The 16,413-nt window shown below is 72.0% G+C and carries 16 protein-coding genes; 7 read left to right on the forward strand and 9 right to left on the reverse strand.

Annotated features, from left to right (window positions below; genetic code table 11):
- Positions 1–161 precede the first annotated feature (161 nt).
- The gene (locus ABZ385_RS13270) at positions 162–515 is read right to left on the reverse strand and encodes a hypothetical protein (RefSeq protein ID WP_358698363.1); all 354 of its coding nucleotides are present in this window, start codon (positions 513–515) and stop codon (positions 162–164) included.
- Positions 516–858: 343 nt separating this feature from the next.
- On the opposite strand from ABZ385_RS13270, the gene ABZ385_RS13275 reads away from it, so the two are divergent.
- The gene (locus tag ABZ385_RS13275) at positions 859–1,941 is read left to right on the forward strand and encodes an NlpC/P60 family protein (RefSeq protein ID WP_358911382.1); all 1,083 of its coding nucleotides are present in this window, start codon (positions 859–861) and stop codon (positions 1,939–1,941) included.
- Positions 1,942–1,974: 33 nt separating this feature from the next.
- On the forward strand, positions 1,975–2,625 hold the full coding sequence (locus tag ABZ385_RS13280) for a hypothetical protein (RefSeq protein WP_358588114.1): 651 nt from the start codon (positions 1,975–1,977) through the stop codon (positions 2,623–2,625).
- Between the two features lie 255 nt (positions 2,626–2,880).
- Here the strand turns inward: ABZ385_RS13280 and ABZ385_RS13285 are convergent, their stop codons facing one another.
- Positions 2,881–3,609: a response regulator transcription factor gene (locus tag ABZ385_RS13285; protein WP_358588112.1), complete on the reverse strand. Its 729-nt coding sequence runs from the start codon at positions 3,607–3,609 to the stop codon at positions 2,881–2,883.
- The gene (locus tag ABZ385_RS13290; protein ID WP_358588110.1) at positions 3,606–4,895 is read right to left on the reverse strand and encodes a PspC domain-containing protein; all 1,290 of its coding nucleotides are present in this window, start codon (positions 4,893–4,895) and stop codon (positions 3,606–3,608) included. The genes ABZ385_RS13285 and ABZ385_RS13290 overlap by 4 nt, the downstream gene beginning before the upstream one ends.
- A gap of 183 nt (positions 4,896–5,078) precedes the next feature.
- Between ABZ385_RS13290 and ABZ385_RS13295 the strand changes: the two genes are divergently transcribed.
- Together ABZ385_RS13295 and ABZ385_RS13300 are read left to right on the forward strand one after the other, a co-directional pair.
- A complete protein-coding gene (locus ABZ385_RS13295; RefSeq protein ID WP_358911384.1) occupies positions 5,079–6,455 on the forward strand; it encodes a PspC domain-containing protein in 1,377 nt (458 codons plus the stop codon).
- Entirely contained in the window at positions 6,442–6,678 is a 237-nt protein-coding gene (locus ABZ385_RS13300) for a hypothetical protein (RefSeq protein WP_358911386.1), read from the forward strand. Before ABZ385_RS13295 ends, ABZ385_RS13300 begins: the two co-directional genes overlap by 14 nt.
- 257 nt (positions 6,679–6,935) lie before the next feature.
- On the opposite strand, the gene ABZ385_RS13305 is transcribed toward ABZ385_RS13300, so the two are convergent.
- On the reverse strand, positions 6,936–7,811 hold the full coding sequence (locus tag ABZ385_RS13305) for a helix-turn-helix transcriptional regulator (RefSeq protein WP_358911388.1): 876 nt from the start codon (positions 7,809–7,811) through the stop codon (positions 6,936–6,938).
- A gap of 225 nt (positions 7,812–8,036) precedes the next feature.
- Here ABZ385_RS13305 and ABZ385_RS13310 point away from each other — a divergent pair, with 225 nt between their 5' ends.
- Positions 8,037–8,822, forward strand: a complete 786-nt coding sequence (locus ABZ385_RS13310) for an SDR family oxidoreductase (protein WP_358588121.1) — start codon at positions 8,037–8,039, stop codon at positions 8,820–8,822.
- Between the two features lie 15 nt (positions 8,823–8,837).
- Here ABZ385_RS13310 and ABZ385_RS13315 read toward each other — a convergent pair whose 3' ends face one another.
- Both ABZ385_RS13315 and ABZ385_RS13320 read right to left on the reverse strand, forming a co-directional pair.
- The gene (locus ABZ385_RS13315) at positions 8,838–9,362 is read right to left on the reverse strand and encodes a DoxX family protein (RefSeq protein WP_358588100.1); all 525 of its coding nucleotides are present in this window, start codon (positions 9,360–9,362) and stop codon (positions 8,838–8,840) included.
- Positions 9,363–9,628: 266 nt separating this feature from the next.
- Positions 9,629–10,894 (reverse strand): hypothetical protein, encoded by a 1,266-nt coding sequence (locus ABZ385_RS13320; protein ID WP_358911557.1) that lies wholly within the window; start codon positions 10,892–10,894, stop codon positions 9,629–9,631.
- Between the two features lie 297 nt (positions 10,895–11,191).
- Here ABZ385_RS13320 and ABZ385_RS13325 point away from each other — a divergent pair, with 297 nt between their 5' ends.
- Positions 11,192–11,671, forward strand: coding sequence for a pyridoxamine 5'-phosphate oxidase family protein (locus ABZ385_RS13325; RefSeq protein ID WP_358588098.1), 480 nt, complete (start codon positions 11,192–11,194; stop codon positions 11,669–11,671).
- Positions 11,672–11,765: 94 nt separating this feature from the next.
- Here the strand turns inward: ABZ385_RS13325 and guaA are convergent, their stop codons facing one another.
- Positions 11,766–13,352, reverse strand: coding sequence for a glutamine-hydrolyzing GMP synthase (gene guaA / locus ABZ385_RS13330; protein WP_358588097.1), 1,587 nt, complete (start codon positions 13,350–13,352; stop codon positions 11,766–11,768).
- Between the two features lie 478 nt (positions 13,353–13,830).
- Here guaA and ABZ385_RS13335 point away from each other — a divergent pair, with 478 nt between their 5' ends.
- On the forward strand, positions 13,831–14,163 hold the full coding sequence (locus ABZ385_RS13335) for a chorismate mutase (protein WP_358588095.1): 333 nt from the start codon (positions 13,831–13,833) through the stop codon (positions 14,161–14,163).
- A 349-nt stretch (positions 14,164–14,512) separates the two neighbouring features.
- Here ABZ385_RS13335 and ABZ385_RS13340 read toward each other — a convergent pair whose 3' ends face one another.
- Together ABZ385_RS13340 and ABZ385_RS13345 are read right to left on the reverse strand one after the other, a co-directional pair.
- Positions 14,513–15,319: a hypothetical protein gene (locus ABZ385_RS13340; protein WP_358696877.1), complete on the reverse strand. Its 807-nt coding sequence runs from the start codon at positions 15,317–15,319 to the stop codon at positions 14,513–14,515.
- Between the two features lie 193 nt (positions 15,320–15,512).
- A complete protein-coding gene (locus ABZ385_RS13345) occupies positions 15,513–16,334 on the reverse strand; it encodes a hypothetical protein (protein ID WP_358588091.1) in 822 nt (273 codons plus the stop codon).
- Between the last annotated feature and the right edge of the window lie 79 nt (positions 16,335–16,413).

Raw genomic sequence — 16,413 nt, forward strand, 5'->3', positions numbered from 1 at the left:
GCGCACGATGATGACCGCGTCACTGGGCGTCGCGGTGGCGGTCGCGCTCCTGGTCCCCTTGGCCCCGTCGGCGCGGAGTGCGGGCCACGCGCGCGTAGAGGGCCGCTAACGGAAGGCCGTTACCCGAGGACCGTTACCCGGGGGGCCGTCATTGGGGGGGATCAGGTCCACAGCACGGCGATGAAGATGTTGGCCGTCGTCAGCAGCCCCACCGCGCCGAACAGGCCCTTGTCGATCTTCTCCTCGTCCCGCTTCACGTAGACCAGCGCGAGGATCACGATCAGCACGGCCATCTTGATGCCGATCTTGAGGTTGTTGACCGGGTTGTCGTCGGCCTGATTCAGGCCCACCAGGACGACACCGGTCACGAGCATGGTCAACGCGCCGTGCAGCATCGCGGGGCTGAAGCGGGCGGTGCCCCGGCCCATCTGCTTCATCTGGGTCAGGAAGCCGCCCAGGAGTGAGGCGATGCCGATGATGTGCAGGCCGACGAAGAGATGGATGAGTACGTCCATGAGGCCGGAGCCTAGCCCGGCCCCGCATCGCCCCCTTCAGGCGGCCCCTTATCACCCCGCGACGGACAGGTGGGGCACAACCACCGCAATGCCCATACTCATGACAAGCAGGGCATCAAATCCGCATCCGGAGCGGACATCCATGGTCGCTGTTGCGCCCACTTCCGTCAGTTGCGCGCAAGCCGTCACCGGGCCGTTACGGCCGGGCTTAGCGTCCTTCCCCAGGTGACCGGCTCCCCACCGCCGCCCGTCCAGGGCGGCAGTCGGTCATCACGCCGAGAAACCCGGCGGCGGCCCGCTCCCCCTGTGCGGGTCGTCGCCGGTCAGGTAAGGAGCCCCCTTCGTGGCAGCGCACCGCAAGCCCCGACAGCGCTTGCTCACCGGCCGTGCGGCCCGTACCGCCGCCACCCTCGCCCTGGCGGGTGCCGCTTCGGTGACCGCCCTCGACGGCACGGGGCACGCGGACCCCCGGCTCAGCCCCGCCGAGGTGAAGTCCAAGGTCGACGCGCTCCACCGGGAGGCGGAGATCGCCACCGAGAAGTACAACGGGGCGAAGGAGAAGGCCGAGAAGGCCGAGGCCTCCCTGGGCGAGCTGCGCGACGAGGCGGCCCGCAAGACGGCCGAACTCAACTCCGCCCGCGAAAGCCTCGGTTCGTACGCGGCCGCCCAGTACCGCACGGGCGGCATCGACCCCTCCGTGCAGCTCGCGCTCTCCTCCGACCCCGAACAGTTCCTGGACGGCGCCTCGTTCGCCGACCGGGCCGGCCACCGCCAGGCGGCCGCCATCAGGGGCGTACGCAAGAAGCTCCGTCAGCTCGACCAGCTGCACGCCGAGGCCGACGGTCACCTCTCCGCCCTCCGCTCGCGCCAGGCGGAACTGCGGAAACACAAGAACACGATCACCGGCAAACTCGGTGAGGCCGAGCGGCTGCTGTCCCGGCTCACCGCCGAACAGCGCACGCGGCTCGCGGACGCCGAGCAGCGCACACAGCTCGCGGGCGACGGCACCGACCGGGTCACCCGTGCGCACACCCGGACCCCGCAGCCGCAGCCGCACGCACCGTCCAAGGCACCCAACGCCCGTGCCGCGGCCGCCGTCTCCTACGCCTACAAGGCGATCGGCAGCCCCTACGTATGGGGCGCGACGGGCCCGAACGCCTTCGACTGCTCGGGGCTCGCCCAGGCCGCCTACCGGGCGGCGGGCGTCTCGCTGCCCCGCACCACCTACGCCCAGATCGCGGCCGGGGAGCGCGTCGCACGCTCCGCGCTCCGCCCCGGTGACCTGGTGTTCTTCTACTCGGGCATCAGCCACGTCGGCATCTACGTGGGCAACGGCCAGATGATCCACGCCCCGAACCCGAGCGCCCCGGTGCGGCTCGCGCCGATCGACCAGATGCCGTTCGCGGGCGCCACCCGGGTGGTGTGAACCGGCCCCGCGGCCCCCAGTACTGTCGGGTCCATGCCCAGCCGTACGTTGCCGCCGCCTCCCCCTCCCGCGCATCTGCGCACCTGGCCGGACCGTCGGACGCTGCTCACCGACCGGGGCATGGCCCTCCACGAACTCCGCCGACGCCACCTCGGAGTGCACCGGCTCCTGTTCCTGTGGCTGTGTGGCCTCGGCGCCGTCATCGGCTGGGCGCTGCTGATGCAGCCGATCAAACTCATCGAGGAGGAGGACGCCACCGGGCTCATCCTCGGCCCGGTCCTCGCGGTCCTCGGCCTCGCGGCGCTGGCGCCCTCGGTGGTCGGCGTCGTCCTCAGCCTCCGCCGCGACCGGCGCATACGAGCACTCACCGACGCCTGGCTCGCCCTGGACCGGGACCCGGCGTCCGACGCCCGCCTGCGCTCCCCCGGCCTCAGCCTCCTGTGGCTCCTGTCCTCCCTCGCCGTGTGCGCGCTCGGCCTGTGGGCGTCCTTCGCCTCGGCCGCGTACGCCGAACCCGGCCGCGAGACGTACGCCGACGTCGCCCTCGGCATGGGCACGGGCCTCCTCCTGTGGCTGACGGGCCTACTGGGCGCCGCCAAGGCCCTCACCCACTACCGCTGGGCCCTACGAGCACTGACGCCGCTCCCGGCCCCCGGCGACACCCGGCGCGCGGGCAGCACCTGACGCCAGGGCGGCACTCGGCGCTCGGGCAACACCCGACGCTCGGGCAGCACCAGGCGCTGGGGGCAGCACCCGACGCTAGGGGCAGCACCTGACGCCCAGGGCGGCGCTCGGCGCTCGGCGCTCGGCGCCAAGCCAATCTGGCCGCGCGCCCCGTGCTCCGCACCCCACACCCCACACCCCGGACCCGCACCTCGCAAAGTCACCCCCCGTACCGGCCGCCGCCGCGCGATCGGCTCCGCAGCGGCCTCCCGCGGCTCAGACCAGCCGTCGCGCCGTCGCCCACCGCGTCAGCTCATGGCGGTTGGAGAGCTGGAGCTTCCTCAGGACCGCCGAGACATGCGACTCGACCGTCTTCACGGAGATGTAGAGCTGCTTGGCGATCTCCTTGTACGCGTACCCCCGCGCGATCAGCCTCAGGACCTCCCTCTCCCGCTGCGTCAACCGGTCCAGGTCCTCGTCGATCGGGGGCGCGTCCGTGGAGGCGAAGGCGTCGAGGACGAAGCCGGCCAGGCGTGGCGAGAACACCGCGTCGCCGTCCTGCACCCGGAAGATGGAGTCCACCAGGTCCGTACCGGTGATGGTCTTGGTGACATAGCCCCGGGCGCCGCCCCGGATGACGCCGATGACATCCTCGGCGGCATCGGAGACCGACAGCGCCAGGAAACGCACCGGACTCTCCGCGTCGGCCATCAACGGCGAGCAGCGGCGCAGCACTTCCACGCCCCCGCCACCTGGAAGGTGCACGTCCAGCAGGACGACCTCGGGTCGTGCGGCCCTGATGACCGTCACCGCCTGGTCGACGTCGGCCGCCTCGCCGACCACCTCGACGCCGGTGATGTCGGTCCGGCCGATCTCCGCCCGCACCCCGGTGCGGAACATCCGGTGGTCGTCGACCAGGACGACCCGCACACGACGCCCGCCCGCACCGCCCTCGTCCGAACCGGTCGGCTCCGCGGGTTCGCCCGCCTCGGTCGCGTCGCTCATGTCGTCGCCGTCCTCTCCATCTCCAGCTCGACTTCCGTGCCGCCGCCCGGCACCGCGCGCAACCGCGCCGTGCCGCCATTGCGCTGCATGCGGCCGATGATCGATTCTCGTACGCCCATGCGGTCGTCGGGAACGGAATCCAGGTCGAAGCCGGGTCCGCGGTCCCGGACGGACACGAACACCGTCTCCCCCTCCACTTCGGCGAAGACCTGCACCGCACCGCCCTCGCCACCGTACTTGGCGGCGTTCACCATGGCTTCCCTCGCGGCCTGCATCTGGGCGGTCAGCCGCTCGTCGAGCGGGCAGTCCCCGACCACGACGACCTCTATGGGCACCCCGTGCTTGTCCTCGATCTCCGCCGCACTGCGGCGGACCGCCTCGGCGAGGGTGTCGGGCTCCTCGTCCTCGTCCTTGCCCGTCCCCTCGGGGTTGTAGAGCCAGGCCCGCAGGTCGCGTTCCTGCGCGCGGGCGAGGCGGCGCACCTCGCCGGCGCTCTCCGCGTTGCGCTGGATCAGGGTCAGGGTGTGCAGCACGGAGTCGTGCACATGCGCGGCGACCTCGGCTCTCTCCTGGGCGCGGATACGCATCAGCCGCTCCTCGGAGAGGTCCTGCATCATGCGGACGAGATAGGGGCCGGCGAGAAGGGCGACGCCGACGAGCACGGCCAGCGCGGCCTGCAGCACGGCCCCCAGGTGTGCGGCGGACCCCTGGAGCACGAAGATGCCGGTGACCCCGGCGCCGACCAGGAGCACTCCGGCGGCCGACCGGGCGAGCGTGATGGTGCGCCGGCGGCGGCCGACGGCCATCCAGCGGGCCCGGCGGGCATTGTCGGCCTGGCGCCAGACCAGGGCGACACCGGCGGCGACGAGCAGGGTCGGCACGACATACGCCTTGGTCGAGCCGTCCAGGTCCACATTGCCGACGAAGACCATGCAGACGACGACCATCGCGAGGAGCGCGACTATCTGGCCCTTGTCCGGCTTGCGGGCCACGAGTCTGCGGCGGCCGTCCGGCGATGTCTCGGTCGTGACGGCCGCGGGTGGCCGCTCGGCGTCCACACCGCCGATGCCCAGCGGGACGAAGAACCAGAACGCCGCGTACAGCAGCGCGCCGAGGCCGTCCGCCGTGAACAGGCCGACGAAGACGAGCCGGACCCAGACCACGGGCAGTCCGAGATGCCCCGCGAGGCCGCGTGCGACGCCGCCGAGCCAGCGCCCGTCACCGCTGCGGTACAGCTTGCGCAGCGGTCGGGCGTCGTCGAGGGGCGGTGCGGCGGCTTCCGGCATGCCTCGATGTTCACACGCGAGCGCGCACGCGGGCATCAGGGTCGGTCCCCGAGACTTCCCTGATCTCGGCCCCCACCCCGTCCCTGTCAGGGATGTGGCCCGAGTCGTCTCAGGGGCGATATCAGGGTCGGGCCAGGGTCGTCCCGACTGCCGCCGCGGGCTCGCGGCAGTCACCATGGACACATGACAGATCAGCAGCCCGCCGAGACGGAGACCGAGGCCGCCCTCCACGCCGCCGTGCGCGACGCGTACGGCGAGCCGGGTGGTCCCGCGGGCAGTCGCGAGGAAGCGGGCCGGCCCGCGGAGGTGCTGAAGTTCCACCGCGACCGCCGGCACAAGAAGCTCGGCGGAGTGTGCGCCGGTCTCGGGCGGCACTGTGACATGGACCCGGTGATCTTCCGCATCGGTCTCGTGGTCCTGTCGATCACGAGCGGCCTCGGCCTGGTGTTCTACGGCTTCGCCTGGCTCTTCGTGCCGTACGAGAACGAGGAGGAGAACGAGGCGCGCAGGCTGCTCTCCGGCCGGGTGGACGGCCAGGCGCTGACGGCCGTGCTCTTCGCGCTCGTCGGCTGCGGAGTCTTCCTCACACTGTTGAACAACGGCGGCGCCCTCACTTTCGCCGCTGTCCTCACCCTTCTCCTCGCGGGCGCGGGGTACTGGTCTCAGCAGCGCGGGGCCCTCGACCCCGCCCCGGTCACCGCGCACGCCGCGGCTGACGCGCCGCCGGAGGCCAAGGCGCCGCCCGTCGCCGGCGGGCCCTCCTGGTGGCGGGATCCCATGGCCAAGGACGGGGCGCACGAGCGCTCCCCCTCCTATTTCTGGGGCCCCGCCAGTCTCGACATCGAATATCAGCCGACGGGCGGCCACCAGGGCGTGCCGCGCGCCAAGGCAGCGGCCGCCCCGCCGCCCGCGCCTCCCCGACCGCGCGGCCCGCGCGGGATCGGCGGCCGAATCTTCCTGCTCGCCCTGCTCGCCGGCGGCCTCGGCACTGGCCTGACCTGGGAGAACCACCCGCTCGGCACGACGTTGCAGACCGGCCTGGCATGCGCGCTCGGGGTCCTCGGTCTCGGCATCGCGGTCAGCGCCTTCCTGGGACGGACCGGGGCGGGTTCGATCGTGCTCGCGGTGCTCACGGCCGGCCTCCTGGCGGGCGCGGCGGCCCTGCCGGAGAACATCACCACCAACTACGCCCGCGCGGACTGGATACCCCGGTCGGCAGCGGACGTCCGCCCCCGGTACGAGGTGGGCCTTGGCACCGGCAGGCTCGACCTGAGCCGGATCGACGTCGGCAAGGGACGGACGCTGGAGACCAGCGCCGAGGTCGGCATGGGTGACCTCCGGGTGATCGTGCCGAAGGGCGCCACCGTGCGACTGCACGCCGAAGTGGGCCTCGGCGCCCTCGGATTGCCGAACGACAAGAACAAGGACCTGGACGTCGCTCCGGACCGCGAGAAAGACGTGACGCTGAAACCGCCCTCGGGCGGTAAGGACGGCGGCACGATCGATCTGCGGCTCGAAGTGGGCGTCGGACAAGCGAAGGTGACCCGTGCTGCGTCATGAATTCCACCCCGGAAAGCTGGTGGCGGGCCTCTCCCTGCTGACCGTCGCCGTCCTCTACGCGGGCGACGTGGGCGGCGCCTGGCAAGCGCCGTGGTTCGTCGCCGCCCCGCTCGTGATGGCCGGCCTGCTGCTCGCGGGCGTGACGGCGGCGATCCACGGCATAAGACCGCGCGGCGCCGCCCAAGCGCACGGCCACTCCAGAGCCGGGGAGCGGCAGGGCTGACGGGCGGGGCTGAGAGGCAGGCGACAGGGCCGACAAGGGGCCGGCGGCGCGAGGTTCGTGGCCAGGGGGCAAGGGAGTCAGGGCCAGGGCCTCGGCCAGGGACACGTCCGGGAATGGGCCCGTGGTGTCACCTTCCAGAGCGTGCCTGGCGGGTCAGTGCGGGACATCGTTCGGCTTGGTACGACGTGCACACCCACCAGGTACGGCACGCGTCGTCGGAGGGGATCGACGGCACGGCTGTCGGGTGGCCGGGACGGTCAGTTCCGTGGCAGCGGCCCGTGCCCGCCTGGTCCGCCGCCGACCAGGACGCGACCTGCGAGTGCGCTGAGCGCTGTGTGGGCCTGCGACCCCGGTTCCGCCACGTAGGTGACCAGGGTCTGGTCCGGCTCGTCGGGCAGACGGAGTGTCTCGCGGAGCAGGGGCAGCTCGCCGGTGGCGGGGTGGCGTATGCGCTGGGGGCCGTGGGAGTTCTCCCGTACATGGTGTTCGGCCCACAGGCGGTTGAAGTCGTCGCTGCGGACGGAGAGTTCGCCCAGGAGGCCGCACAGCCGGTCGTCGCAGGGATAGCGGCCCAGGTCCATGCGCAGGGCGGCCACCGTGTCGCGGGCCGTCTGCTCCCAGTCGGGGTACCGCTCTCGGGCATCTGGGTCGAGGAAGTGCAGCCAGGCCACATTGCGCCGCTCGGCGGGCAGGGCGTCGAAGTCGCCGAACAGCAACCGGGCCAGACGGTTGGAGGCCAGGATGTCGAGGCGCCGGCCGAGGACGTAGGCGGGCACCTCGTCGAGCGCCCCCAGCAGCACCTGGACGCCGGCGCGGACCGGCTGCGGGGCGAGGTTCTGTGCGGGCGCGTCGCGCAGGGCACGTGTCAGGTGGCCCAGGTGCGCGCGCTCGGCGGCATCGAGCCTCAACGCCCCGGCGACCGCGTCGAGGACGCTGTCGGAGACGTTCTGGGACCGGCCCTGCTCCAGCCGTACGTAGTAGTCGACGCTGACGCCCGCCAACTGCGCCAGCTCTTCCCGGCGCAGACCGGGCACGCGCCGCCGACCGCCGAACGGGCGTACGCCGACGTCCTCCGGGCGCAGGCGGGCGCGCCGGGACCGGAGGAACGTGGCGAGTTCGGTGCGGAAGTCCATGGCTCAAGTGTCGGCCAAGGACTCGAGTGTCGACCAAAGACGCGAGTGTCGACCAAGCCTGGTTCTGCCAGACCCAGGGTCGAGCAGAGCCCTGGGCAGGCGTGTGCGCTCCGAGCAGAGTCGACATCGCCAACCGGCACCGCCCCATACACAGACGCACGCGCGTACGCGCATCCGCATGCACACCCGGAGAACACCATGACCACGACGAGCACGACCACGACCATGACGGCGCCGCAGACCACCTCGTCCGCCCGCCCCCTTGCGGGCAGGGTGGCGGTCGTGACCGGAGCGTCCAGTGGCATCGGCGAGGCCACCGCGGATCTGCTGGCCGCGCAGGGAGCCCATGTCGCCCTGCTGGCCCGGCGCGGTGATCGCCTGGCCGAGCACGTGGCGCGCATCGAAGCGGCCGGCGGCACCGCGCTCGCCGTCCCGGCGGACGTGACCGAGCCCGCCTCGATCGCGGACGCCGCCACCCGCGTACGGGAACGCTTCGGCCGTGTCGACCTCGTCGTCAACAACGCGGGCCTCGCCCTGCCCGACCTTCTCGGCCAGGCCGCCGGTACCAATTGGCGGCGCATGATCGAGGTGAACGTCACCGGTGCCTGGGCCGTCGTGGACGCCTTCGTGCCGGACCTGCTCGCCGCGGCGGCCGACCGGGGCCACGCGGACCTGGTGACCATCTCGTCCGTGGCCGCGCAGACCGTCCTGCCCGGCTTCGGTGGCTACGCCGCGAGCAAGGCCGCCCTCAGTCACCTCTCCCGCAACCTGCGCGCTCAACTCGCTCCCGGCGACGTGCGGGTGACCAACATCGAGCCGGGCGCCGTCGACACCGAACTGCGCGACCACATCGGTGACCCCGCCATCAGTGCCGCCGTCCAGGAAGCCATGGACTCGCTCGAAAAGATACCCAGCGGGGCCGAGGTCGCCGAACTGATCGCCTTCGCCGTCAGCCGCCCTCGCCACGTCAATCTGGCGCAGATCTCCGTCCTGCCGTCACGCGAGGTCTGACTGCCTCACCCCGGTTCAGGGGGCGTCCCGGGAGCCTCGGCGGCGGGCGGTGCGCATGGCGTCGAGGGAGAAGACCGGGGCGCCGGCGAGCACCAGGGGCAGCCACGCCATCAGGTACGCCAGGTCGTTGCCGTAGTAGTAGGGCTCGGTGGACCAGCTGACGGTCAGCCAGAGGCTGAGCGAGATCAGCGCGCCGCCGAGCGCGGCGACCCGGGTGAACAGTCCGGCCAGGGCGCCGATACCCACGGCCAGTTCTCCGAGGGCGAGGGCGTAGCCGAAGCCGACGGGGCTCTTGAGGGGGAGGTCGACCAGGGCGGGGATCGCGGAGATGTCGCGGATGTCCCGCATCATCGCCCCGATCGAGCCCACGCCGTCCGCCCGCATGAAGGAGCTGTCCGTGAGCTTGTCCAGACCGGCGTAGAGGAAGGTGATGCCGAGGAAGATCCGCAGGGGGAGCAGGGCGTATCGGGTGGCGGGCTCCCGCCAGTCGTCCCGCCCGGTGTGACCGGTGTGCCGGTCCGTCCGCATGCCGTGAGCCATGGCTGTTCCCCGCCTCTCCCCTCGGCCCCGTCACTCGACCAGGCACCGGTCCAGCCGCCTGACCAGTCGCCCGACCAACCGCCTGACCAGACACCCGGCCCGCCTGACCAGCCACCTGTCCCGTCACCTGACCGTACGTACGAGAAGAGGCCGCTGTTCACGGAGCGCCGCGGAATTCAGTGGCATCGGCCAAGAGGCCCGGGGAGGCTCTGATGTATCAGCCGAGACGGTTCGTCGGGTCACCTAGGACCATGGCGGGCGCCGGTTCAGTCCGTGACGTCGATCGTGACGCGGTTGGTCTCCAGGCCTGCGGCAGTGATCACTTGGACGTCGACCCGGCCGGGCTCCACGTCGACCGGGACGGGCACGGTGAGCGTCGTGTCGGCCGGGTTGCTGAAGCCGCCCGGCACGGGCACGAGCGGCACGTGGACGTGCACGGCTCCGATGCGCACGACCATGCGGGCGAGCCGGTCCGCGCCGCCCGCGCCGGGCGGGACGAAGCCCGCGCCGCGGATCTCGATGTCGTCGCCCGTGCGGATCGGCGCGTCCAGGTCGCCGACCTCCCGCGCGCGGACGACGGAGAGGATCACGGGGCGGCCGCCTTCGGAGTACTTCCCCGCGAGGTAGGTCACGGCCGACACCAGGACCAGTACGGCCAGGCCCCACGGCAGATCGGGCAGCTGCTCGGGCCGCCGTGCGAGGCGGACGGCGGCGAAGGTCACGACGACGGCGGTGACCAGGACGCACTGGGTGTCGGTGAAGCTGCCGCGGCCCGCGTCGTCGGTGAGCGCGTCGGCGGCCCGCGGCCGGACGGCGGGCACCTTCTGCAACCGCTGGCCCAGGACCCGCAGGCCGACGACCCTGCGCACGAGGACGGCGACCGCGCACACCACGGCGAGGACCGTCACCACACCGGCGGCGCGGCCGAGTTCGAGGCCGGCGATCAGTTCGTCCCGCTCCCCGCGCCGCGAGGTCACGGCCAGCCGGCCCGCGAGGACCAGCACCGAGAAGACGACGAGAAGCACCCAGCAGGCGGCCACGACCCGCGAGGTGGAGAGCCGGTTGTCCTCGCCGATGAGGGGCGCGAGGACGCCGCCGCGCTCCCGGTGGAGATACGCCGCGCCGGTCAGCAGGCCGCCCACGACCAGGGCGGCGAGGAGGCCGGCCGTGCGGGCGGCCGTCCAACCGGCGCCGATCGCGGTGAGCGCCTGGGCCAAGAGCAGCACGCCGCAGGCGCCCCAGACGACGCCCAGGGTGCGCGTCCACAGGCATCGCCGCCAGGCCTCCCCCTCGGACCTCCCGCGCTCGGCGACGTCCCGCGCGGACTGGGCCAGCTCGTCCGACACCCACTGTCGCGAGGCGCCCGCCGAGTGCGCGACGGCTGCGGGCAGGCCCTGTCCGGCCGCCAGTTCGTCGCGCCGGGCGAGGAACGCGGCCACGGCGCGCCGGTGTCCTTCACGCGCTCCGTGCGGGCAGCCGCCGCACGTGCATCCACCCCCGTGCGCGCCCTCTCTCGCCACCTGCACCGCCACCGCGTACGCCGCCTTCCCCACCCTCGAAGCCCCTGCGGGCCTGCCATGAACTTCCTTGCAGCGAAAGGGAATTGTGCCGCACTCAAGGGCGAACGGACCCCGCGGGTCAGGTCAGCGGGGGTGAACGGGCCAGTGGCGCGTTGACGAGCGGGGCGCGAGCGCCGGCCGACACCCCGACACCGCAGGTCAGCAGGTCAGCAGGTCCGATGCCGTCACAAGACGGCGGCACGCGCGGCACCGCCGACCGAGCGGTAAAAGGCGACAGAAGGTGTCTGGTATGAGGTGCAGACTTGGCGCATGCCGTTCAACTGGGAAGCCTTCGTCGCGGCGGAACCCGACTTCGCCGCCACCGTCGAGAAGCGCTTCGGCGCTTTCACTCACCACATCCTCGCCACTCTCCGCAAGGACGGTTCACCGCGCACCACCGGCCTTGAAGTGCGTTTCCTGCACGGGGAGCTGTGGTTGGGGATGATGCCGGGCTCCCTCAAGGCGCTCGACCTGCGCCGCGATCCGCGCTTCGCGCTCCAGGCCAACCCCGGCCCCGGCACGGAGATGGCGGGGGGCGACGTGCGGATCGCGGGGCGGGCCGTCGAGGTGCGGGACGCGGCCGTCGTCGCGCGCTACGCGGACGCGGTGAACCCGCCGGACCCGGAGGCGTTCCACCTCTTCCGCGCCGAGCTGACGGAGGTGGTCCGCACCTACGTCGAGGACGAGCGGTATCTGGCGGTGCAGATGTGGAAGCCGGGCGCCCCGGTGCGTACGACCCGGCGGACATGAGAACGCCGGTGGCGCCCCTTCTTGTCCATGAAGGGGCGCCACCGGCGCTCAGCACACCTTGGGCCCGACCTTGGGCTGGGCCCTGGCTGTCAGGTCACTCCCACTCGATGGTCCCCGGCGGCTTCGACGTCACGTCGAGCACCACGCGGTTCACATCGGCGACCTCGTTGGTGATGCGCGTCGAGATCTTCGCCAGGACGTCGTACGGCATGCGGGTCCAGTCGGCCGTCATGGCGTCCTCGGAGGAGACGGGGCGCAGCACGATCGGGTGGCCGTAGGTGCGGCCGTCGCCCTGGACGCCGACGCTGCGGACGTCCGCGAGCAGCACGACGGGGCACTGCCAGATGTCGCGGTCGAGGCCGGCCGCCGTCAGTTCCTCACGGGCGATGGCGTCGGCCTCGCGCAGCAGGTCGAGGCGGTCCTTGGTGACCTCGCCGACGATGCGGATGCCGAGGCCGGGGCCCGGGAACGGCTGGCGCTGGACGATCTCGTCCGGCAGGCCGAGCTCGGCGCCGACCATCCGGACCTCGTCCTTGAACAGCTTGCGCAGCGGCTCGATGAGCTTGAACTCGAGGTCCTCGGGGAGGCCGCCCACGTTGTGGTGGGACTTGATGTTCGCGGTGCCGGTGCCGCCGCCGGACTCGACGACGTCGGGGTAGAGCGTGCCCTGCACCAGGAACTCGACCGGCTGGTCGTTCGGGGCCTCGGCCACGATCTCCGCCTGGGCCTGCTCGAAGACCCGGATGAACTCGCGGCCGATGATCTTCCGCTTCTCCTCGGGGTCCGAGACCCCGGCGAGCGCGTTCAGGAACCGCTCCTGGGCGTCGACGACCTTCAGCTGGACGCCGGTCGCGGCGACGAAGTCCTTCTCGACCTGCTCCGTCTCACCCTTGCGCATCAGACCGTGGTCGACGTACACGCAGGTCAGCTGCGAGCCGATGGCCTTCTGCACGAGAGCGGCGGCGACGGCGGAGTCCACGCCGCCCGACAGACCGCAGATGGCGCGCCGGGTGCCGACCTGCTCGCGGATCGCGGCGACCTGCTCGTCGATGACGTTGCCGGTCGTCCAGTCCGGCTTGAGGCCGGCGCCGCGGTAGAGGAAGTGCTCCAGGACCTGCTGGCCGTGCGTGGAGTGCATCACCTCGGGGTGGTACTGCACGCCGTAGAGCTTCTTCTCGTCGTCCTCGAAGGCGGCGACCGGTACGACGTCCGTGGACGCGGTGACGGTGAAGCCCTCGGGCGCCGCGCTGCACGCGTCGCCGTGCGACATCCACACCGACTGCTCGGTGGGGGTGCCCTCGAAGAGGGTGGAGCCGGCCTTGGAGACGGCCAGCGGCGTACGTCCGTACTCGCGGGCACCGGTGTTGTCGACGGTGCCGCCGAGGGTCGTCGCCATCAGCTGGAAGCCGTAGCACATGCCGAAGACGGGGACGCCGGCCTCGAAGAGGCTGCGGTCGACGGTGGGCGCGTGGTCCGCGTACACCGAGGAGGGGCCACCGGAGAGGATGATCGCCGCGGGCTTCTTGGCGAGCATGTCCGAGACGGGCATCGTGCTCGGCACGATCTCGCTGTAGACCCGGGCCTCACGGACGCGACGGGCGATGAGCTGGGCGTACTGCGCTCCGAAATCGACGACCAGAACGGTGTCGGGAGCGGCGGCAGCGTGGGGCGCTGATGGCACGGCGGCGGCCTTCCGGCGTTGAGCGATGAGCGAGAGGCTCAGTGCGTGTGCAGGGGGTCTGTTTTGTCGATTCTACCGGGCTCGGCGGGACCCTCCTTCGTCACATCCGACGGACGTGACGACGCCGCCCGCGACGGGCCCTCCCACGGCCCCGCCCGTCCACCGGGCCGAGGCACTCGCAAGCAGCAGGGCGGGACCGGGCGCGTGTCTCAGCATCCGGGCCGCCCGCCCGCCCCGATTGACCCGGCGGGCCCGCGTGGGGGCATACTGAGGCCGTGACCAAGCACCTCGCCTTCCTCTTTACCTATGGCAACCGGCCCGCCGGCTGCCATGGTCGAGCTGCTTGATCCACTGACAAGCGACTTCCCAGGCGCCCCGGGCCGACAAGGCCCGGGGCGCTCTGTCATTCCGTGGCCTTGTGGCTCCGGGGCCTCCGCACCTTCCGCACCCGAGCACCACAGGAATCCAGGAGCCCCTCATGACCGCCACCGCCACCGCCACCGCTGCCGCCACCGTCGCCACCCCCGCCCGTGCCACCGGCGAGAAGACCGGCGCACGCACGCCCGAGGCCGCCGGCCTGATCGAGAACGCGCGTGAGCGGATCGACGCGCTCGACGCCCACATCATCGGCCTCGTCCAGGAACGGATGGCCGTCTCCGCCGTGATCCAGGAAGCCCGCATCGCCTCCGGCGGGCGCCGCGTGAACCTCTCCCGCGAGATGGAGGTCCTCGGCCACTACAGGGACGCGCTCGGCAAGCCCGGCACGGCGCTCGCGATGACGCTCCTGGAGCTGTGCCGGGGCCGCGTCTGAGCCGCCCCGGGCCCGGGAACCCTGCCGGTCGGGGATCGGATGGACCTGAGTTCGGATCCGTTCTCACCCGTACGGCGCGTGACCGGTGGACGGCGGGTTTCGTTGGTCCCGATGTCCGCGTCAGCCAGGTGCGGGCCCGCAAGAACCACGCGTGGCTGCGCTGGAGCGATGAGGCGTACGGATGATGTCGTGCGCCGTGGGACCTCGCTCCGGCGATGTGACCGGACGGCAGGGGACAGCAGCCCGGTCACCCAAGAGAACGGTCGGCTCCGGGGACGCCCGGGGCCGACCGGCCTCCGTCCCGACCTCCGAGCCCCTCGCCCCCCCCTCGTCCCTCGCCCCTCCCCCGCTACTTGTGCGGCTTCTCCAGCTTCTTCTCCAGCTTGGCGACCTGCGCGTCGACGACCTTGGCCGGCACGCCGAACTCCTCCGGCTTGAGCAGGTTGATCGAGTAGAACGCCGCGAGCGTCGAGCCGCTGCGCACGACCGTGAAGCTCATCGGCGTCTTCTGGCCCTCGATGAGACCCACGACCTTGTACGAGACGGCCTCGTCGCCCTTCTTCGGGGCGTCCAGAGCCGCGACCTCGCGGTACTTGGAACCGGCGTGCTCGTACGCCTCGCACTTCCGCATGGCCGTGCGCAGGCCGGCCATGACCTTCTCGGCATCGGTCCGCTCATGGGCGAGGAGGGCGAGCGTGATGACCGTGGCGTCGAGTTCGTCGGGGCCCGTCATGCTCCGGCCGGTACGCGCCTTCGACGCCGGGTCGGTGGCGAACATGAACATGTCCGCGAGCGGCTGGCACTCGGTCCGGTCGGCGGGCACGGTCTGCGCGGGCATGTCGGCGGGGGACAACTTCTTGACCTGGTAGCCCTTGAGATCGCCCTTGGCGAGCACCGCCTTCTCCAGGTCGGCGGAGGACAGGGCGGTCGACTTCCCGCCGCCCTCGGCAGCCGATCCCGACTCCGACTCCGCCGGGCCCTTCGCGTCCTCGGGGTCCTTCGAACCCTCGGGATCCTTCGCGTTCCCGGTACTCCGCGCCGACTTGGCCGGCTCCGACGGCTTCTCGGGGTCGTCGTCGCTGCCGCACGCCGCGGTCAGCCCCAGCGCGACCGTGACGGATGCCGCCACGAGGGCCCGGGACACAGTTGACTTCACGTTTCCTGCCTTCAGTTCGCACGGCGAGGGCGACAGGCCCCCACCGAGACGAAATGAAAGCGGCAAACTCGCCGCCTTCGCCAGCGATTCGCATAACGATCAGAAACCGTCGAGAAGGCAGAGAGGTCGAGAAGGCCGCGAAGGTCGAGAAGGTCGAGAAGGTCGTACGGGACGCGCGGGAAGGCGCGGGGCGTCAGAGCTTGCGGAGCTGCGCGTCCACGAGCACGGGTGCCACCTTCGGATCGTCGTCCGCCTTGGGCGTCCCGATGCCCTTCATGCCCTCCCGTTCGGCTTCCCGGTCGTCCTGGACGCCTTGGGGGTCGTACATGTTCGACGCGTCGAAGACGATGAGCGTGCCGCCCTCGCGCACGACCGTGAGCTGTTCCCGCGCCATGTACTCGCTCTTGCGGTGGGCGAGTTCGTACGAGATGGCCTGGTCGCCCTTGTCCGGCGCGGGCAGGGACTGCACGCCGACGTAGCGGTGGTCGCCGACCCGGAAGGCGGCGCACTTCTTCGACTTCAGCGCCGCGTCCAGGCCGGCCATGACCCGCTCGGCCCCGGTGCCGGCACCGTCGTAGGCGTAGAGGTCGACGTTCGTCGTCGTCAGGTCCTTGCCGCCGGAGGGCGTCAGCACGCGGCTGACCCGCTGCTCCGGTTCCGGCTTCAGCTTCGGCACGGCACCGGGGCCGACGCCGGGGCCCGTGCCGAGCAGCGCGGCGAGCGGGGCGCACACGGTCGGGGACGCCGTCCCGGCGGCCGAGGCCGCGGAGTCGGGGGCGTGCAGGTCCTTCGGGTCCTCGGCCCGATAGCCCTTGACGTCACCCGTGGTGAGCGCCGCCTTCTCCAGCCGGGCGGCCCCGCCGGAACCGCCCTTCGCGGAGCCCGCGCCCGACTTGGCCGGTTCCTTGCCGTCGTCGCCGCTTCCGCCACACGCCGCGCTCGCGCCGAGGGCCGCCACGATCGACACGGCCACCACGGCCCGCGACACCGCCGACTTCACGTTCCCTGCCCTCACTGTTCCCCGCTCCCCGTTCCCGCTCGCCTGTACGTCCCGTGGCGCGGAGTCACTCGCACCACTGCTACGACGGAAGAGG

Origin of the sequence: Streptomyces sp. NPDC005898, from assembly GCF_040629635.1 — a bacterium.
In the GTDB taxonomy this organism is placed as follows: Bacteria; Actinomycetota; Actinomycetes; order Streptomycetales; family Streptomycetaceae; genus Streptomyces.